Source organism: Metabacillus indicus, from assembly GCF_046603695.1.
GTDB lineage: Bacteria > Bacillota > Bacilli > Bacillales > Bacillaceae > Bacillus_P > Bacillus_P indicus.
Map to the genome: position 1 here is coordinate 1,844,016 of NZ_CP176757.1, position 16,196 is coordinate 1,860,211.

Sequence of the window (16,196 nt, forward strand, 5' to 3'; positions counted from 1 at the left end):
TCATGATTAAAATTGCACCTTCCATCCTTTCAGCAGACTTTTCAAAGCTTGGAGCGGAAATAGAGGATGTTGAAAGAGGCGGAGCTGATTATATTCATGTTGATGTGATGGATGGACATTTTGTCCCGAATATCACGATCGGTCCGCTGATTGTGGACGCGATCAGACCTGTGACAAAGCTTCCGCTGGATGTGCATTTGATGATTGAAAATCCGGATGCATACATCCCGGCATTTGCAAAAGCGGGTGCTGACATTATTTCTGTTCACGCTGAAGCATGCCCTCACCTGCACCGTACGATCCAGCTGATTAAATCAGAAGGCGTAAAAGCAGGTGTTGTGCTGAATCCTCATACCCCTGCTGATATAATCAGGCATGTGATTGATGAAGTGGATCTTGTCCTGCTGATGACGGTGAATCCGGGCTTCGGCGGGCAGTCTTTTATCCATGCTGTTCTTCCGAAAATAAGAGAAGTGGCTGACATGGTTAAAGAACGGGGCCTTCAAACAGAAATCGAAGTAGACGGAGGAGTAAACGCCGAAACAGCTAGATTGTGCATTGAAGCAGGAGCAAACGTCCTGGTTGCCGGCTCTGCTGTTTATAACAAGAGTGACCGCAAACAGGCTATTGATCAAATAAGAAACGCATAAGAACCGCCAAGAGCGGTTCTCTTTTTTTAGATTTAAACCATAACATTATTATGTAAACAGGAGTGGTTAGCAGTGAAGATTCACATCGTCGCAGGAGGTCCTGAAACGTATATTCCATCATTGAAGGATTATCAAACGGAAGATGCCGTCTGGATTGGCGTTGACAGGGGAGTGATTTATCTGCAGCAGGCGGGCATTATACCTGACAGGGCGTTTGGAGACTTTGATTCTGTGACAGAAAAAGAGCTTAACACGCTGAACAGTTCAGCTGTGCATCTTGATCTTTTTCCTGCGGAAAAGGACCAGACAGACACGGAGATTGCCCTGGAATGGGCGGTGAAAATGAACCCTGAAGCCATCATCCTCTTCGGTTCAACAGGCGGCAGGCTTGATCACTTCCTTGCAAACACACAGCTTCTGGCACGTTATCCGGAAACGAAAATTGAAATCATTGACCGGAAAAATCAGCTTTCTGTTTTCCTCCCCGGCACCCGCAGCGTGCATTCTGACAGCAGATTTCCGTATATCTCGTTTCTGCCCGTGAGCCCGGAAGTAAGGGATATTACACTTGAGGGATTTAAATATCCGCTTTCAGGCTGTCATATAAAGCTTGGATCGACACTTTGTATTAGTAATGAACTTATTCGTCCATCCGGTACTTTTTCATTCAGCAGCGGCATATTAATGATGGTAAGAAGTACTGATGAATAACTTCAAACATGAAGGTTAACCACATAACCTGGGCATAACCGGTTTCTTACATGATGGGCTTCGCCCCAGCAGCAAACTGAACGAATGGCTGAGGAGGGAAAGTATGAAATTTTATACAATCAAGTTACCGAAGTTTTTAGGTGGCATTATCAGGGCAATGCTTGGGTCGATGAAGAAGGATTAATGAAAAGCGGATATGAGGTTTTGAAACTATAAAAAAAGCACCGCCATAGCGGTGCTTTTTTTATATGTTCCCTTATGGGAATCAAAAGCAGAACTTTTGATTATACACGCTCAACTTTACCGGATTTCAAAGCGCGAGCAGATACATATACGCGTTTTGGTTTGCCGTCTACTAAGATGCGTACTTTTTGAAGGTTAGCACCCCAAGTACGTTTTGAAGCGTTCATTGCGTGAGAACGTGAGTTTCCAGAACGTGTTTTTCTACCAGTGATTACGCATTTACGTGCCATCGTATTCCCTCCTAACTGCAAAAAACCTTACCAATTCAAACATTAATAGTCTTGTTTGTCATGAGATACTTTAATAATTTATCACAACTCCTTTCTGAATGCAATAGTTCTTGCTTTTGCTTTCAAGAATTTTTCCTTGACATACATGAATATTTCATGCTGAATAATACTATAGGGTAAGAGGTCCTTAAAGCTGTGCCGCAGAATAACTTTTAAAAATCGCCTGTATATAGTAAAATAGCTTTAGCCTATGCGAACAATTCCAAAGGGGGAACCATCATGTCCATCGAGATGAAAACAAAGTACGGACACATTGACATATCCAATGAAGTCATTGCAACGGTTGCTGGCGGTGCAGCCATTGACTGTTATGGCATTGTCGGAATGGCATCCAAAAACCAGATCAAAGACGGCATCACTGAAATTCTTAGAAAAGAAAACTTCAGCCGGGGCGTTATTGTCCGCCAGGAAGAAGATCACATCAACATTGATATGTACATTATCGTCAGCTACGGAACGAAAATCTCTGAAGTGGCACATAATGTTCAAACGAAAGTGAAGTACACACTGGATAAAACAGTCGGACTAGCTGTTGATTCAGTCAATATTTTTGTTCAGAGTGTTCGTGTAACGAACCCGTAGTAAGGAGGAAAAAGTCCGTGTCAATTACAACTTTAGATGGAAAACGTTTTGCGGAAATGATCTTGCAGGGGGCAGGCCACCTGTCAAACAATGCAGATTATGTAGATGCGCTGAACGTTTTTCCGGTTCCGGACGGAGATACCGGGACGAATATGAACCTTTCCATGACATCTGGAGCGAAAGAGGTTCAAAATCATGTATCTGAGCATATCGGCAAAGTCGGTCAGGCACTGTCAAAAGGCCTGCTTATGGGAGCCCGCGGAAATTCCGGGGTTATTCTTTCCCAGCTGTTCAGAGGATTCTCAAAAGCAATTGAATCAAAAAGCACGATTTCTGCAGCTGAATTTGCAGCTGCTCTTCAAGCTGGCGTCAACACAGCTTATAAAGCGGTCATGAAGCCCGTTGAAGGAACAATTTTAACTGTAGCAAAAGATTCAGCCAAAAAAGCTGTTGATACAATAGAGGCAAAGCCGGAGATCAGCATCGATCAATTGATGGAAGCTGTATTTGCGGAATCTAAGGCATCACTGAAAAGAACCCCTGACCTGCTTCCTGTCCTAAAAGAGGTAGGAGTTGTCGACAGTGGCGGACAAGGTCTTGTGTTTGTTTATGAAGGATTTCTTGCCGTATTAAAAGGTGAGAAAGTGTCTTCTGCCAAAGTTGCAGCGTCCATGACGGACCTTGTGAGCGCAGAGCACCACAAAAGCGTTGCATCCCACATCAATACAGAAGATATTGAATTTGGATACTGCACGGAATTTATGGTGCGCTTTGAGGATGATAAAGAGCCATTCAAAGAAGATGCGTTCAGACAGGATCTGAGTGAACATGGTGATTCCCTTCTGGTAATTGCAGATGATGAAATTGTAAAAGTACATATTCACGCAGAGTATCCTGGAAAAGTTCTGACATATGCACAGACCTACGGCAGCCTGATCAATATGAAGATTGAGAATATGCGCCAGCAGCATACTAGTCTGCTTGACAGCGGGGATGCACCATCAAAGCCTGCTGAAAAGAAAGAAAAACAGCCTTACGGTATTGTGACTGTCACAATGGGCAAAGGAATTGCCGAGCTGTTCCGCAGCATCGGATCACACTCTGTCATTGAAGGCGGACAGACGATGAACCCGAGCACAGAGGACATTGTCCAGGCCATTAAAGATGTGAATGCTGAAACAGTGATCATTCTGCCGAATAACTCCAATATCGTGATGGCTGCACAGCAGGCTGCGTCTGTTGTGGATGATAACGTCATCGTGATTCCGTCTAAAACCGTTCCTCAGGGAATGGCAGCACTGCTTGCCTTTAACCCGTCAGCAGCAGCTGAGGAGAATGAAGAAGTCATGAAAGAAGCGCTTGGAACGGTTAAGACAGGTCAGATCACGTACGCAGTCCGCGATACGAATATTGACGGCCTTGATATTGAAAAGGGCGATTTCATGGGTATTGCAAACGGCAAGATTGTGACAAAAGACCGTAATCAGCTGGCATCTGCCAAAAAACTTCTTGATTCCATGATGACAGAAGACGACGAAATATTGACTGTCCTTCAGGGCGTTGATGCAGCCGATGATGAAATGCAGGAACTTGTTTCCTATATCGAAAGTAAATTTGAAGATGTGGAAGTAGAAGTCCATAAAGGGGAGCAGCCTCTTTATTCCTACATTTTTTCAATCGAATAAGCAGGAAAGAATAGAAGGGCGATCCCCTTCTATTTCTTATGTCCAAATTCAGGTTGCAATTTTGGTGATGATTCCGTTTTCTTAAGCTGTGTTTATCTGATAAACTATGAAGGAAACACACAGCAAGCATGAGACAACAGGCTATGCATGTTCAGGGGGGAGCATATGAAATACAGAAGTGTTTTTGATATAATCGGACCGATTATGATTGGTCCTTCAAGTTCCCATACAGCAGGGGCTGCAAGAATCGGGAGAGTAGCAAGAAGCTTATTTGGAAGAGAACCTAAATGGGCAGCCATTTCATTCTATGGGTCATTTGCAAAAACATATAAGGGCCATGGAACGGATGTAGCCATCATCGGCGGCCTGCTTGATTTTGACACATTTGATGAGCGGATTAAAACGTCGCTTGACATTGCATCTGATAAAGGGATGAAAGTGACATTTACCGAAGAAGAAGCGATTACAGATCATCCAAATACAGCCCGTGTGATTATTGGAGATGACCACGGCCAGCTTGAGCTTGTCGGCATTTCCATCGGCGGAGGGAAGATTGAAATTACAGAGCTGAACGGTTTTGAGCTGAAGCTCTCAGGCAACCATCCTGCCATTCTTGTGGTTCATAATGACCGTTTTGGTGCGATTGCAGCTGTAGCGAATGTGCTTGCAAAATACGCGATTAATATCGGACATATGAATGTTGCCCGCAAGGAAAAAGGGAAGCTTGCGCTAATGACCATTGAAGTTGACCAGAATATTGACAAGTCAGTGCTTGATGAGCTGAAAACACTGCCGAATATTCTTCAGGTGACAAAAATAGCAGATTAACCGTGATGCGATTGGGGGTAAAAAAATGTTTCGCAATGTAGCAGAACTAGTCGAACTTGCAGAAAGCAAAGGCGTTAAAATAGCGGAAATTATGATTCAGCAGGAAATGGAGATGACCGGAAGATCCCGGGAGCAGATCCTTCAAATGATGGACCAGAACTTGACGGTCATGGAACAGGCGGTTGAAAAGGGGCTCGCAGGAGTCAAATCCCATTCAGGACTTACGGGCGGCGATGCTGTTCTAATGAAGGCATACATCGAGAAAGGAAATTTTCTCTCAGGGGAATACATTCTTGATGCTGTCAGCAAGGCGGTCGCAACGAACGAGGTCAATGCAGCAATGGGAACGATATGCGCCACGCCTACAGCAGGATCTGCCGGTGTTGTTCCGGGGACTCTTTTTGCTGTAAAAAATAAATTAAACCCGAGCAGGCAGGAAATGATTGAATTCCTGTTTACATCAGGTGCTTTTGGATTCGTTGTGGCAAACAATGCATCCATTTCAGGTGCAGCAGGAGGATGCCAGGCAGAGGTTGGCTCAGCTTCAGGCATGGCCGCTGCTGCGATAACTGAGCTCGCCGGAGGGACTCCAAGCCAGGCTGCAGAAGCAATGGCTATTACCCTCAAAAATATGCTCGGGCTTGTGTGTGATCCTGTTGCGGGACTGGTTGAAGTCCCTTGCGTAAAACGAAATGCAATGGGTGCTGCCAATGCCATGATTGCCGCCGATATGGCGCTTGCAGGCATTACAAGCCGCATACCTTGCGATGAAGTCATCGACGCGATGTTCAGAATCGGACAATCCATGCCGACAGCTCTTAAAGAAACTGCACAGGGAGGTCTTGCCGCTACGCCGACAGGACGGGAGCTTGAAGCAAAAATCTTTGGGATATCACTTGATGAACGCAGTTAATCCGCTGCTGCAGCCTGTCAGTGCAGTCAAAGGAGTAGGTCCTGAATCTGCAGAGGTTCTGGGCAGCATGGGCATTCTGACGGTCATGGATCTAATTGAATATTTGCCATATCGTTATGAAGATTATCGCCTGAAAGACTTAGCGGACGTACAGCATGATGAGCGGGTGACAGTCGAAGGGAAGGTTCACAGCGAACCTTCTCTTGCCTTTTTCAGCAAAAAGAAATCACGGCTTACTGTAAGAATTCTAGTCGGAAATTACCTGATCAGCGCTGTCTTTTTTAACCAGCCTTATTATAAAAAGAAGCTTGAACTCGGTTCTGTCGTCACGGTTACAGGAAAATGGGACAAACACCGCCAGACGATTACGGCCAACCAAATCGTCTTTGGCCCTCATGCAAAAGAACATGAGATCGAGCCGGTTTACTCCGTGAAAGAAAATATAACGGTAAAAACCATGAGGAAACTGATTAATCACGCCCTCACCCAATACGGCCCGGAGATTCGCAATGTCATTCCTGAACAGCTGATGGAGGCATACAGGCTTCCCGCAAAAAAAGAAGCCATCCTGACCATGCATCACCCTCTTAAACATGAAGATCTGAAACATGCAAGGCGGTATTTTGTGTATGAAGAGTTTCTCTTGTTTCAGCTGAAAATGCAGGCTCTGAGAAAATTTCAGCGTGAACAGTCAAAGGGAGTTTCCCACGAAATTCACAGGGAAAGACTGGAAGAATTTATCGGGTCTCTTCCGTTTCCTTTGACGAATGCACAGGAGCGGGTAATCGGCGAAATTCTGACGGATATGAAATCTGCTTACAGAATGAACCGTCTTCTCCAGGGAGATGTAGGTTCAGGCAAAACCGTCGTTGCGGCGATTGCGATGTATGCTGCCTATTTATCCGGCTATCAGGCAGCCCTCATGGTTCCGACCGAGATTCTTGCCGAACAGCATGCCGAATCATTAACCGCGATTTTTGCAGGCTTCCCCGTTACGGCAGCCCTTCTTACAAGCTCTGTAAAAGGTAAAAAAAGACGGGAATTGCTTGCACGGGTGGAGTCAGGAGAAATACAGTTTCTTGTAGGTACGCACGCTCTGATCCAGGAGGATGTTCACTTTTCAAAGCTTGGTCTTGTGATAACAGATGAACAGCACCGGTTTGGGGTCGGCCAGCGGAAGGTGCTCCGCGAAAAAGGCGAAAATCCGGACGTGCTCTTTATGACGGCCACACCGATTCCAAGGACGCTGGCGATTACGGCCTTTGGCGAAATGGATGTATCTGTCATTGATGAACTTCCTGCAGGACGTAAAAAAATTGAAACTTACTGGGTCAAGCATGAGATGCTTGACCGTATCCTTAAGTTTATTGATAAAGAGCTCATGGAAGGCAGGCAAGCTTATGTAATCTGTCCGCTTATTGAAGAATCGGATAAGCTTGATGTGCAGAATGCCATAGATGTCCATAGCACACTTGTACACTATTACGGAGACAGGTGGAAGCTAGGGCTTATGCACGGAAGACTTTCAAGTGCAGAAAAAGATGAAGTGATGAGAGAATTCAGTGAGAATGCGGTTCAAATTCTCGTCTCCACAACAGTAGTTGAAGTTGGCGTAAACGTGCCAAATGCAACCGTGATGGTCATTTATGATGCAGAACGTTTTGGCCTGTCCCAGCTTCACCAGCTGAGAGGCCGGGTTGGCCGCGGAAGCGCCCAGTCCTATTGCATCCTGCTAGCAGATCCGAAATCTGAAACCGGCAAAGAAAGAATGCGGGTCATGACAGAAACAGCGGACGGCTTTGAACTGTCTGAAAAGGACCTTGAACTGAGAGGCCCCGGCGACTTTTTCGGAAGAAAACAAAGCGGAATGCCGGAATTTAAAGTGGCGGACATGGTCCATGATTACAGGGCTTTAGAAACGGCGAGAAACGATGCGGCTAAGCTTGTGCAGTCAGAAGCCTTCTGGAAATCTGATGACTACAGGGAGCTTCGTGACTATGTATACGCATCAGGCATCATAAGCGGCGGAAAATTAGATTAAGAGATTTTGAGACAGAAGCAGATTGCAATCAGTCCTTGCAATCTGCTTTATTTGCTTATATACTACTATTAGTACCTAGTCTTAAGAGCGCGGACGGTGTTAGTGCAATGAGAAAATCCAAAAAAGAACGGCAGTCTCTGCTGAAGCAGACAATAAATGACACACCCTTTATTACCGACGAGGAACTGGCTGATAAATTTGGGGTCAGTATCCAGACGGTCAGGCTTGACCGCCTTGAACTCTCCATTCCTGAGCTAAGAGAACGGATAAAGCATGTGGCAGTAAAGCAGCTCGATGATGAAGTGAAATCTCTGCCCTTAGAAGAAGTGATCGGGGAGATTATTGATCTAGAGCTTGATTCTTCTGCGATATCGATTTTCGAAGTGAAAAAAGAGCATGTTTTCAGCCGCAATCAGATTGCCCGCGGGCATCACTTATTCGCCCAGGCCAATTCGCTTGCAGTGGCGGTCATTGATGACGAGCTTGCTCTTACAGCAAAGGCAAATATCCGTTTCACAAGGCAAGTAAAGGAAAAAGAAAGAGTTGTCGCAAAGGCAAAAGTCATCCATACAGATGAAGAAAAAGGCAGAACGACGGTAGAAGTCACAAGCTATGTAGGCAGTGAGCTTGTCTTTTCAGGAGAATTTGACATGTACCGTTCAAAAACAACAAAAAAGGCAGGTTTCAGCAATGAAGATCGCAATTGATGCAATGGGAGGAGACAACGCTCCTAAAGCAATCGTAGAAGGCGCAATGAAAGCTGTCACACTTTTCAGCGATATTGAAATAACACTTTACGGCAAAGAGCCTTTAATAAAAGAATATCTGACAAATCAAGAACGAATTTCGATCGTACATACAGATACGGTAATCGAAGCAACGGATGAGCCTGTAAGAGCCGTCCGCAGAAAGAAAGATGCCTCAATGGTGCTGATGGCGAACGCGGTCAACGAAGGGGAGGCGGATGCATGCATTTCCGCAGGAAACACCGGCGCTCTAATGACTGCCGGGCTCTTCGTTGTAGGACGGATTGAGGGGATTGAAAGGCCTGCACTTGCTCCGACGCTGCCAACCATTGAAGGAAACGGGTTTTTAATGCTTGATGTCGGTGCCAACGCTGATGCCAAACCTGAGCAGCTTTTGCAATATGCCATGATGGGTTCCATTTATGCAAACAAAGTAAGAGGAATTGAAAAGCCGCGTGTCGGCCTGCTGAATGTCGGCACGGAAGAAAAGAAAGGAAATGAGTTAACGAAAGCAGCATACCAGCTGCTGAAAGGCTCAGATCTGCATTTCATCGGCAATGTGGAGGCAAGGGATTTGCTTGACGGCATCGCGGATGTTGTAGTCACAGACGGTTTCACCGGAAATGTTGCCCTTAAAACCATTGAGGGGACGGCACTTTCTGTGTTCAAAATGCTGAAAACAGCTCTGACAAGCAATCTTCAGTCAAAGCTTGCCGCAGCTGTTCTGAAACCAAAGCTTAAAGTCATTAAAGGGAAATTGGATTATTCCGAATATGGCGGTGCGGGGCTGTTCGGTTTAAAAGCGCCGGTCATCAAAGCACACGGCTCATCAGATCCGAACGCCGTCTATAACGCCATCCGCCAGGCGCGGGAAATGGTCAGCAATGAAGTAACAGGCACGATTAGACGTTCAGTTGAGAAATCGGCCGATAACTAAATGCATGAGGGGAGATTATCATGAGTAAATTGGCGTTTATTTTTCCCGGTCAGGGTTCGCAGTCAGTCGGTATGGGGAAAGATGTGCATGATCAGTCAGAAACGGCACGGTCCATTTTTGAAGCGGCAGATGAAAAACTCGGCATGAAACTTTCAGAGATTATGTTTGAAGGGCCGCAGGAAACACTGACACTCACTTACAATGCTCAGCCGGCACTTCTGACGGCAAGTACAGCGATTCTCTCGAAATTCAGAGAAAACGGTATTTCGCCTGATTATGCAGCCGGGCACAGTCTCGGAGAGTATTCAGCTTTGGTTGCAAGCGGCGTGCTGTCCTTTGAGGATGCCGTTTACGCTGTAAGAAAGCGCGGAGAGTATATGAATGAAGCCGTGCCTGCAGGCATAGGAGCTATGGCTGCAATCATGGGCATGGATGCGGATGCATTGAAAAGCGTAACAGAAGAGGTAACAGCATCAGGATTTTCTGTCCAGCTTGCGAATTTAAACTGCCCGGGCCAGATTGTGATCTCCGGGACAGCAGAAGGCGTTGAAAAGGCATCGGCACTTGCAAAAGAAAAAGGTGCCAAACGCGCTATTGCGCTTGATGTAAGCGGTCCGTTTCATTCGGAACTGATGAAGCCTGCTGCTGAAAAATTTGCAGCGGTCCTGGAGGAACTTGAGGTAAACGATGCGGCCATTCCTGCTGTTGCCAATGTAACCGCCAAGCCTGTTGCAGATAAAAATGAGATTAAGCGTTTATTAGTTGAACAATTATATTCACCTGTAAGATGGGAAGAATCAGTGAGAGAAATGATTGATCAGGGTGTAACAGTATTTGTTGAAATCGGCCCTGGAAAGGTTCTTTCCGGACTTGTGAAAAAAATTGACCGGAGTGCAGAAGTGATAGCTGTTTCAGATATGGCATCATTTGAAGCAGCTGTTCAAAAACTGAAGGAGGTTCAGTTATGACAGAGAGTAAAACAGCGCTCGTTACCGGTGCATCAAGAGGCATCGGCCGGGCCATCGCACTTGAACTTGCACGGAATGGGATAAATGTAGCGGTCAACTATGCCGGAAGCGAAGCTAAGGCAAATGAGGTCGTAGACGAAATTAAAGCTCTTGGAAGAGAAGCGTTTGCTGTACAGGCAGATGTCAGTGACAGTGAATCAGTATCAGCGATGGTAAAAGAAACGGTTGAGCGTTTCGGCAGACTGGATATTTTAATCAATAATGCCGGCATCACAAAAGATAACCTTCTGATGAGAATGAAAGACTCCGAGTGGGATGATGTCATCAACATTAATCTAAAAGGGGTTTTCCTCACAACAAAAGCCGTTACCCGTCAAATGATGAAACAGCGTTACGGCAGAATCATCAACATCGCTTCAATTGTCGGCGTCAGCGGAAATCCGGGTCAGGCAAACTACGTAGCAGCAAAAGCTGGTGTAATCGGTCTTACAAAAACGGCTGCTAAAGAGCTGTCATCACGAAATATTACTGTGAATGCGATTGCTCCCGGGTTTATTACGACTGATATGACGGATAAACTGACAGAAGATGTGAAAAATGAAATGCTGAAACAGATCCCTCTTGCAAGATTCGGCGAAGCTTCAGACATCGCGCACACTGCCGTGTTTCTTGCTTCTGAAAAAAGCAGCTACATTACGGGGCAGACCATTCATGTAGACGGCGGCATGGTCATGTAAAAAAACATGTTCCACATGCTCTGCAATCATTGATTTCGGCTAGTTTTTTAAAAGGATATACACTATAATACTTTGAGGGGAGGTGAAATGTTATGGCAGAAGTACTTGAACGCGTAACGAAAATTATCGTTGACCGTCTTGGTGTTGATGAAGCAGAAGTGAAAATGGAAGCTTCTTTCAAGGACGATCTTGGCGCTGATTCCCTTGATGTTGTAGAACTTGTTATGGAACTTGAAGATGAGTTCGACATGGAAATTTCTGATGAAGATGCAGAAAAGATTGCAACGGTGGGCGACGCTGTGAACTACATACAAAGTCAACAGTAATGTTGCAAATAAAGCCCCGTTATAAGGCGGGGCTTTATCCCTTTTGAAAGATTACGTTAGATGCTGTTGTTTAAGTGATGGAGGTTATTATGCCGAAGATGAATTACAGAGAGAGAAGATCGTTTGTCAAAAAAGCAGAATTCAAACAATTTCAGGAGCAAATTGGCCATACGTTTCAAAATGAAAAATTATTGTACCAAGCCTTCACACATTCATCCTATGTGAATGAGCATCGCAAAAAGCCGTATGAAGACAATGAACGGCTGGAGTTTTTAGGAGACGCTGTACTTGAACTGACGATTTCCCAGTTCCTATTCAAGAAATATCCGACAATGAGCGAAGGAGACCTCACAAAGGTCAGAGCTGCAATCGTCTGTGAACCGTCCCTTGTCGCGTTTGCAAACGAGCTTTCATTCGGTAAGCTGGTGCTTCTTGGAAAAGGGGAAGAAATGACAGGCGGAAGAGCAAGACCTGCACTTCTTGCAGATGTTTTTGAAGCCTTTATCGGTGCACTGTATCTGGATTCAGGCCTTGAACCTGTGGTCCATTTCCTCGAAAAATGCGTTTTCCCTAAAATAAATGATGGTGCTTTTTCTCATGTGATGGATTTTAAAAGCCAGCTGCAGGAATTTGTCCAGCGGGACAGCAAAGGATCCCTTGAGTACAAAATTCTTCAGGAAAAAGGACCTGCCCACAACAGAGAGTTCGTTGCAACGGTTTCGTTAAACGGCGAGATCCTCGGAACAGGCAGCGGAAAATCAAAAAAAGCGGCCGAGCAGCACGCGGCACAGGAAGCCTTAACAAAACTGAAGCCGCTTTAATGGATAAACCCCCGAATACAAGGGGGTTCTCTTTATGTACAGCGATTTTCTGCCGGGCAAGTCCTTTTGCATATGTTTTTAAACCTGCCGGGCAGAAATTATGATAGAATATGGATGATTTTATAGAATAGTAGGGAGGATCCATAATGTTCCTCAAACGTTTGGATATTGTAGGATTTAAGTCATTCGCTGAACGTGTGAATGTCGATTTTGTAAAAGGTGTTACAGCTGTTGTCGGACCAAACGGCAGCGGGAAAAGCAATATCACGGATGCCATCAGATGGGTGCTTGGAGAACAGTCGGCCAAATCTCTCCGCGGAACGAAAATGGAAGATATCATTTTTGCCGGAAGCGACTCAAGAAAAGGCGTCAACATGGCGGAAGTCACACTGACTCTTGATAACGGGGATCAGTTTTTGCCGATCGACTATCACGAGGTTTCTGTTACGAGAAGAGTGTACAGATCTGGTGAAAGTGAGTTTTCAATAAACAATCAGACTTGCCGTCTGAAGGATATTGTCGACCTTTTTATGGATTCCGGGCTCGGAAAAGAAGCTTTTTCAATCATAAGCCAGGGAAAAGTAGAAGAAATTTTAAGCAGCAAAGCAGAAGAGCGCCGCAGCATCTTTGAAGAAGCAGCAGGCGTACTTAAATATAAAACGAGAAAGAAAAAAGCCGAATACAAATTGGCTGAAACGCAGGAAAACCTGAACCGCGTCCAGGATATTCTCCATGAGCTTGAAGGACAGGTAGAGCCTCTTAAAATCCAGGCTTCTATCGCGAAAGACTATTTGGAGAAAAAAGAGGAACTCGAGCAGTTTGAAGTAGCTTTGACCGTCTATGAAATTGAGGAACTTCATCAAAAATGGGAAGCTCTTTCAAAAGCAGTAGAAGACGGGAAATTGAAAGAAAGCAGCCTCTATGCCGCCGTTCAGAAAAAAGAAGCGGATATTGAACAGGTGAGAGACCGGACTCACGCGCTTGATGAATCCATCAATGATCTTCAGCAGGTGCTCCTTCTTGCAAGTGAAGACCTTGAAAAGCTGGAAGGCAGAAAAGAAGTTCTGAAAGAACGGAAAAAAAACGCAAGCCAGAACAAATCCCAGCTTCAGCATGCGGTAAAAGAAGCATCAGAACGCATCCATGCGCTCGAAAAGGAAAAAGAAGAACAGTCGCGAACACTTAAAGCTCTGCAGTCTGAAGTGGCAGACCTTAAAGAACAGCTTCAGCAGAAACAGTCTCTTCTGTCCTCCTTTGATCAGAACATGGAAGAAAAGATTGAATCGCTTAAAAGCGAATACTTTGATCTATTAAATGCAGAAGCCCAGGCGAAAAATGAAATCACATACATAAATGAGCAGATTGAGCAGCAGGCAAGAAAGACCGGCCGCCTGAAAGAAGCCAATCAAAAGTATTTGAGCGAGAGAAGCGAAACGGAAGAGAAAAAACGAAAGCTTGAGGCGAGACTTTCCCTTCTTGAAGCAGACCTGGATGAGCAAATTAAGACGTTCAGAACCGCCCAGACAAGCCTTGAGCATAAAAAAGCAGCCTACCAAAAGAGGGAAACAGCTCTTTACCAGGCTTATCAATATCTGCAGCAGACGAAATCGCGCAAGGAAATGCTCGAATCGATGCAGGAAGATTATGCAGGGTTCTTCCAGGGAGTAAAGGAGATCCTGAAACGCAGGAATGACCTTGAAGGAATTCACGGGGCCATTGCGGAGCTTATCTCAACGGATAAACTCTATGAAACGGCCATTGAAATTGCTCTCGGCGGGGCTGCCCAGCATGTTGTCGTAGAGAACGAACAGGCGGCAAGAACCGCTATCGCGTACTTAAAGAAGCATGCATTTGGACGGGCAACATTTCTTCCGCTCACTGTTATGAAGGAAAGGACCGTATCTGCTCAGGATCTGCAGACACTGCGCAGCCATCCGGCATTTAAAGGGATTGCCTCTGATTTGACTGAGTATGATCCTGTTTACCGGAAAGTTGTTTTAAATCTCCTTGGAACGGTCATTGTGACAGAAGATCTCAAGGGGGCAAATGAACTGGCGCGTCTTTTAAACTACCGTTTCAGGTTTGTGACCCTCGGCGGAGATGTTGTTAATCCTGGCGGATCGATGACAGGCGGCGCAGTAAAGCAAAAGAACAATTCTCTTCTCAGCAGAAGCCGCGAACTGGAAACGATCGACAAACAGTTCAGCGAAATGTCCGATAAGACAAATCAGCTTGAACAAGAGGTCAAATCACTGAAATTGTCGATCTCAGAGGGTGAAAAGAGCCTTGAATCTCTCAGGGAAAAAGGAGAACAGCTCCGTATGGATACAGGGGCTGTCAGGTCAGACCTGAAAGAACTTGAAATGATGGAGAAGAATGTGAACAGCCATCTTTCTCTTTATGATGCCGAAAAAGAATCATATCAGGAAGAAAAGGCCAGAATGGTAAAGCGCAAAGAAGAACTGACCGAGAGACTTGAAAAGGATGACAGCAAAAAAAGAGAGCTCGATCAGCTTATTGCTGAATTGAGCGCTAAAAAATCCAGTCAGCAAATGTCCAAGGAAGAAGTTCAGTCAGACATAACAGACGTAAAGGTCGTACTTGCCGGCAAAAAACAGGCGCTTGAAAATCAGCGCGACCTTGCTGAACGGACAGAGCATGAATGGCTCGCGCAGCAGAAAAAATACCGCGAGGCAAAGGAAGACCTGGAATTTCTTCAGGATGAAATGAATTCTGATTTCTCCGGGGAAGAAAAACTCGAGCAAACAGCACAAGAGAAGCGGGAAGATAAAAATAAAACGATTGAACTTATTTCTGTTAGAAGAAGTCAGCGCCTGAAGCTTCAGGATCAGCTTGAAACAGCAGAAAAAGAAGTCAAAGAACTGAACAGGCAGTATAAACAGCTTTCAGAGCTGCTGAAGGATGAGGAAGTTAAGCTGAACCGTTACGATGTGGAGCTTGATAACAGGCTCAATCATCTTCGCGAAGAGTATCTTCTTTCGTTTGAAGCGGCAAAAGAAAAGTATGAGCTTCAGACAGATGCTGCAGAAGCGAGAAAACGGGTCAAGCTGATCAAGCTTGCGATTGAAGAACTGGGCACTGTCAACCTTGGCGCCATCGATGAATACGAGAGAGTGTCCGAACGCTATCATTTCCTGACAGACCAGCGCAACGATCTTCAGGAGGCCAAAGATACACTCCATCAGGTAATCGGTGAGATGGATGAAGAAATGAAGAAGAGATTCCACACGACCTTTACTCAAATCAGGTCACACTTTGAAAGTGTTTTTCAGGCTCTTTTCGGAGGGGGCCGGGCGGAGCTCAGGCTTACAAATCCGGACGATCTGCTGAACACCGGTGTGGATATCGTCGCTCAGCCACCTGGAAAAAAACTGCAGAACCTGGGCCTCTTGTCTGGCGGAGAGCGGGCTCTTACGGCCATCGCCCTTCTGTTCTCCATTTTAAAAGTGAGGCCGGTTCCGTTCTGTGTGCTCGATGAAGTCGAAGCAGCCCTTGATGAGGCCAATGTACACAGATTTTCGCAGTATCTTAAAAAATTCAGCCAGGATACACAGTTTATTGTGATTACACACAGAAAAGGCACAATGGAAGATGCAGATGTACTCTACGGCGTAACGATGCAGGAATCAGGCGTATCCAAGATGGTTTCAGTCCGCCTGGAGGAAACGAAAGAATTTGCCGAATCAAGATGAGAGGA

The 16,196-nt window shown here is 45.4% G+C and carries 16 protein-coding genes; 15 read left to right on the plus strand and 1 reads right to left on the minus strand.

What is annotated here, in order from left to right:
- Positions 1–2 precede the first annotated feature (2 nt).
- The 3 genes from rpe to spoVM all read left to right on the plus strand — a co-directional run bounded on the left by rpe (position 3) and on the right by spoVM (position 1,545).
- Complete coding sequence (gene rpe / locus ACK1LH_RS09215; protein WP_029281415.1) at positions 3–650, plus strand: ribulose-phosphate 3-epimerase; 648 nt, start codon at positions 3–5, stop codon at positions 648–650.
- A gap of 72 nt (positions 651–722) precedes the next feature.
- Positions 723–1,361: a thiamine diphosphokinase gene (locus ACK1LH_RS09220; protein ID WP_029281413.1), complete on the plus strand. Its 639-nt coding sequence runs from the start codon at positions 723–725 to the stop codon at positions 1,359–1,361.
- 103 nt (positions 1,362–1,464) lie between these two features.
- On the plus strand, positions 1,465–1,545 hold the full coding sequence (spoVM, locus tag ACK1LH_RS09225) for a stage V sporulation protein SpoVM (RefSeq protein ID WP_035206513.1): 81 nt from the start codon (positions 1,465–1,467) through the stop codon (positions 1,543–1,545).
- Positions 1,546–1,645: 100 nt separating this feature from the next.
- On the opposite strand, the gene rpmB is transcribed toward spoVM, so the two are convergent.
- Positions 1,646–1,834, minus strand: a complete 189-nt coding sequence (gene rpmB / locus ACK1LH_RS09230; protein ID WP_029281412.1) for a 50S ribosomal protein L28 — start codon at positions 1,832–1,834, stop codon at positions 1,646–1,648.
- Between the two features lie 279 nt (positions 1,835–2,113).
- Between rpmB and ACK1LH_RS09235 the strand changes: the two genes are divergently transcribed.
- From ACK1LH_RS09235 to smc, 12 genes are all read left to right on the plus strand, one after another.
- Positions 2,114–2,476, plus strand: a complete 363-nt coding sequence (locus tag ACK1LH_RS09235) for an Asp23/Gls24 family envelope stress response protein (protein WP_029281411.1) — start codon at positions 2,114–2,116, stop codon at positions 2,474–2,476.
- 17 nt (positions 2,477–2,493) lie between these two features.
- Positions 2,494–4,161: a DAK2 domain-containing protein gene (locus tag ACK1LH_RS09240; RefSeq protein ID WP_029281410.1), complete on the plus strand. Its 1,668-nt coding sequence runs from the start codon at positions 2,494–2,496 to the stop codon at positions 4,159–4,161.
- 165 nt (positions 4,162–4,326) lie between these two features.
- A complete protein-coding gene (sdaAB, locus tag ACK1LH_RS09245) occupies positions 4,327–4,989 on the plus strand; it encodes an L-serine ammonia-lyase, iron-sulfur-dependent subunit beta (RefSeq protein WP_029281409.1) in 663 nt (220 codons plus the stop codon).
- Between the two features lie 25 nt (positions 4,990–5,014).
- Positions 5,015–5,902, plus strand: a complete 888-nt coding sequence (gene sdaAA / locus ACK1LH_RS09250; protein ID WP_029281407.1) for an L-serine ammonia-lyase, iron-sulfur-dependent, subunit alpha — start codon at positions 5,015–5,017, stop codon at positions 5,900–5,902.
- Positions 5,889–7,943 (plus strand): ATP-dependent DNA helicase RecG, encoded by a 2,055-nt coding sequence (gene recG / locus ACK1LH_RS09255; protein WP_029281405.1) that lies wholly within the window; start codon positions 5,889–5,891, stop codon positions 7,941–7,943. The genes sdaAA and recG overlap by 14 nt, the downstream gene beginning before the upstream one ends.
- 107 nt (positions 7,944–8,050) lie before the next feature.
- Positions 8,051–8,650, plus strand: a complete 600-nt coding sequence (fapR, locus tag ACK1LH_RS09260; RefSeq protein WP_029565588.1) for a transcription factor FapR — start codon at positions 8,051–8,053, stop codon at positions 8,648–8,650.
- Positions 8,634–9,626, plus strand: coding sequence for a phosphate acyltransferase PlsX (gene plsX, locus ACK1LH_RS09265; RefSeq protein WP_411334975.1), 993 nt, complete (start codon positions 8,634–8,636; stop codon positions 9,624–9,626). The genes fapR and plsX overlap by 17 nt, the downstream gene beginning before the upstream one ends.
- A gap of 20 nt (positions 9,627–9,646) precedes the next feature.
- Positions 9,647–10,594 (plus strand): ACP S-malonyltransferase, encoded by a 948-nt coding sequence (gene fabD, locus ACK1LH_RS09270; RefSeq protein ID WP_029281398.1) that lies wholly within the window; start codon positions 9,647–9,649, stop codon positions 10,592–10,594.
- Positions 10,591–11,331 carry a 3-oxoacyl-[acyl-carrier-protein] reductase gene (fabG, locus tag ACK1LH_RS09275; RefSeq protein WP_029281397.1) on the plus strand — a complete coding sequence of 247 codons (741 nt, stop codon included), beginning with the start codon at positions 10,591–10,593 and terminating at the stop codon, positions 11,329–11,331. The genes fabD and fabG overlap by 4 nt, the downstream gene beginning before the upstream one ends.
- 92 nt (positions 11,332–11,423) lie before the next feature.
- The gene (gene acpP / locus ACK1LH_RS09280) at positions 11,424–11,657 is read left to right on the plus strand and encodes an acyl carrier protein (protein WP_029281395.1); all 234 of its coding nucleotides are present in this window, start codon (positions 11,424–11,426) and stop codon (positions 11,655–11,657) included.
- An 89-nt stretch (positions 11,658–11,746) separates the two neighbouring features.
- Entirely contained in the window at positions 11,747–12,478 is a 732-nt protein-coding gene (gene rnc, locus ACK1LH_RS09285; RefSeq protein ID WP_029281393.1) for a ribonuclease III, read from the plus strand.
- Between the two features lie 146 nt (positions 12,479–12,624).
- The gene (gene smc / locus ACK1LH_RS09290; protein ID WP_411334976.1) at positions 12,625–16,191 is read left to right on the plus strand and encodes a chromosome segregation protein SMC; all 3,567 of its coding nucleotides are present in this window, start codon (positions 12,625–12,627) and stop codon (positions 16,189–16,191) included.
- Positions 16,192–16,196: the final 5 nt, after the last annotated feature.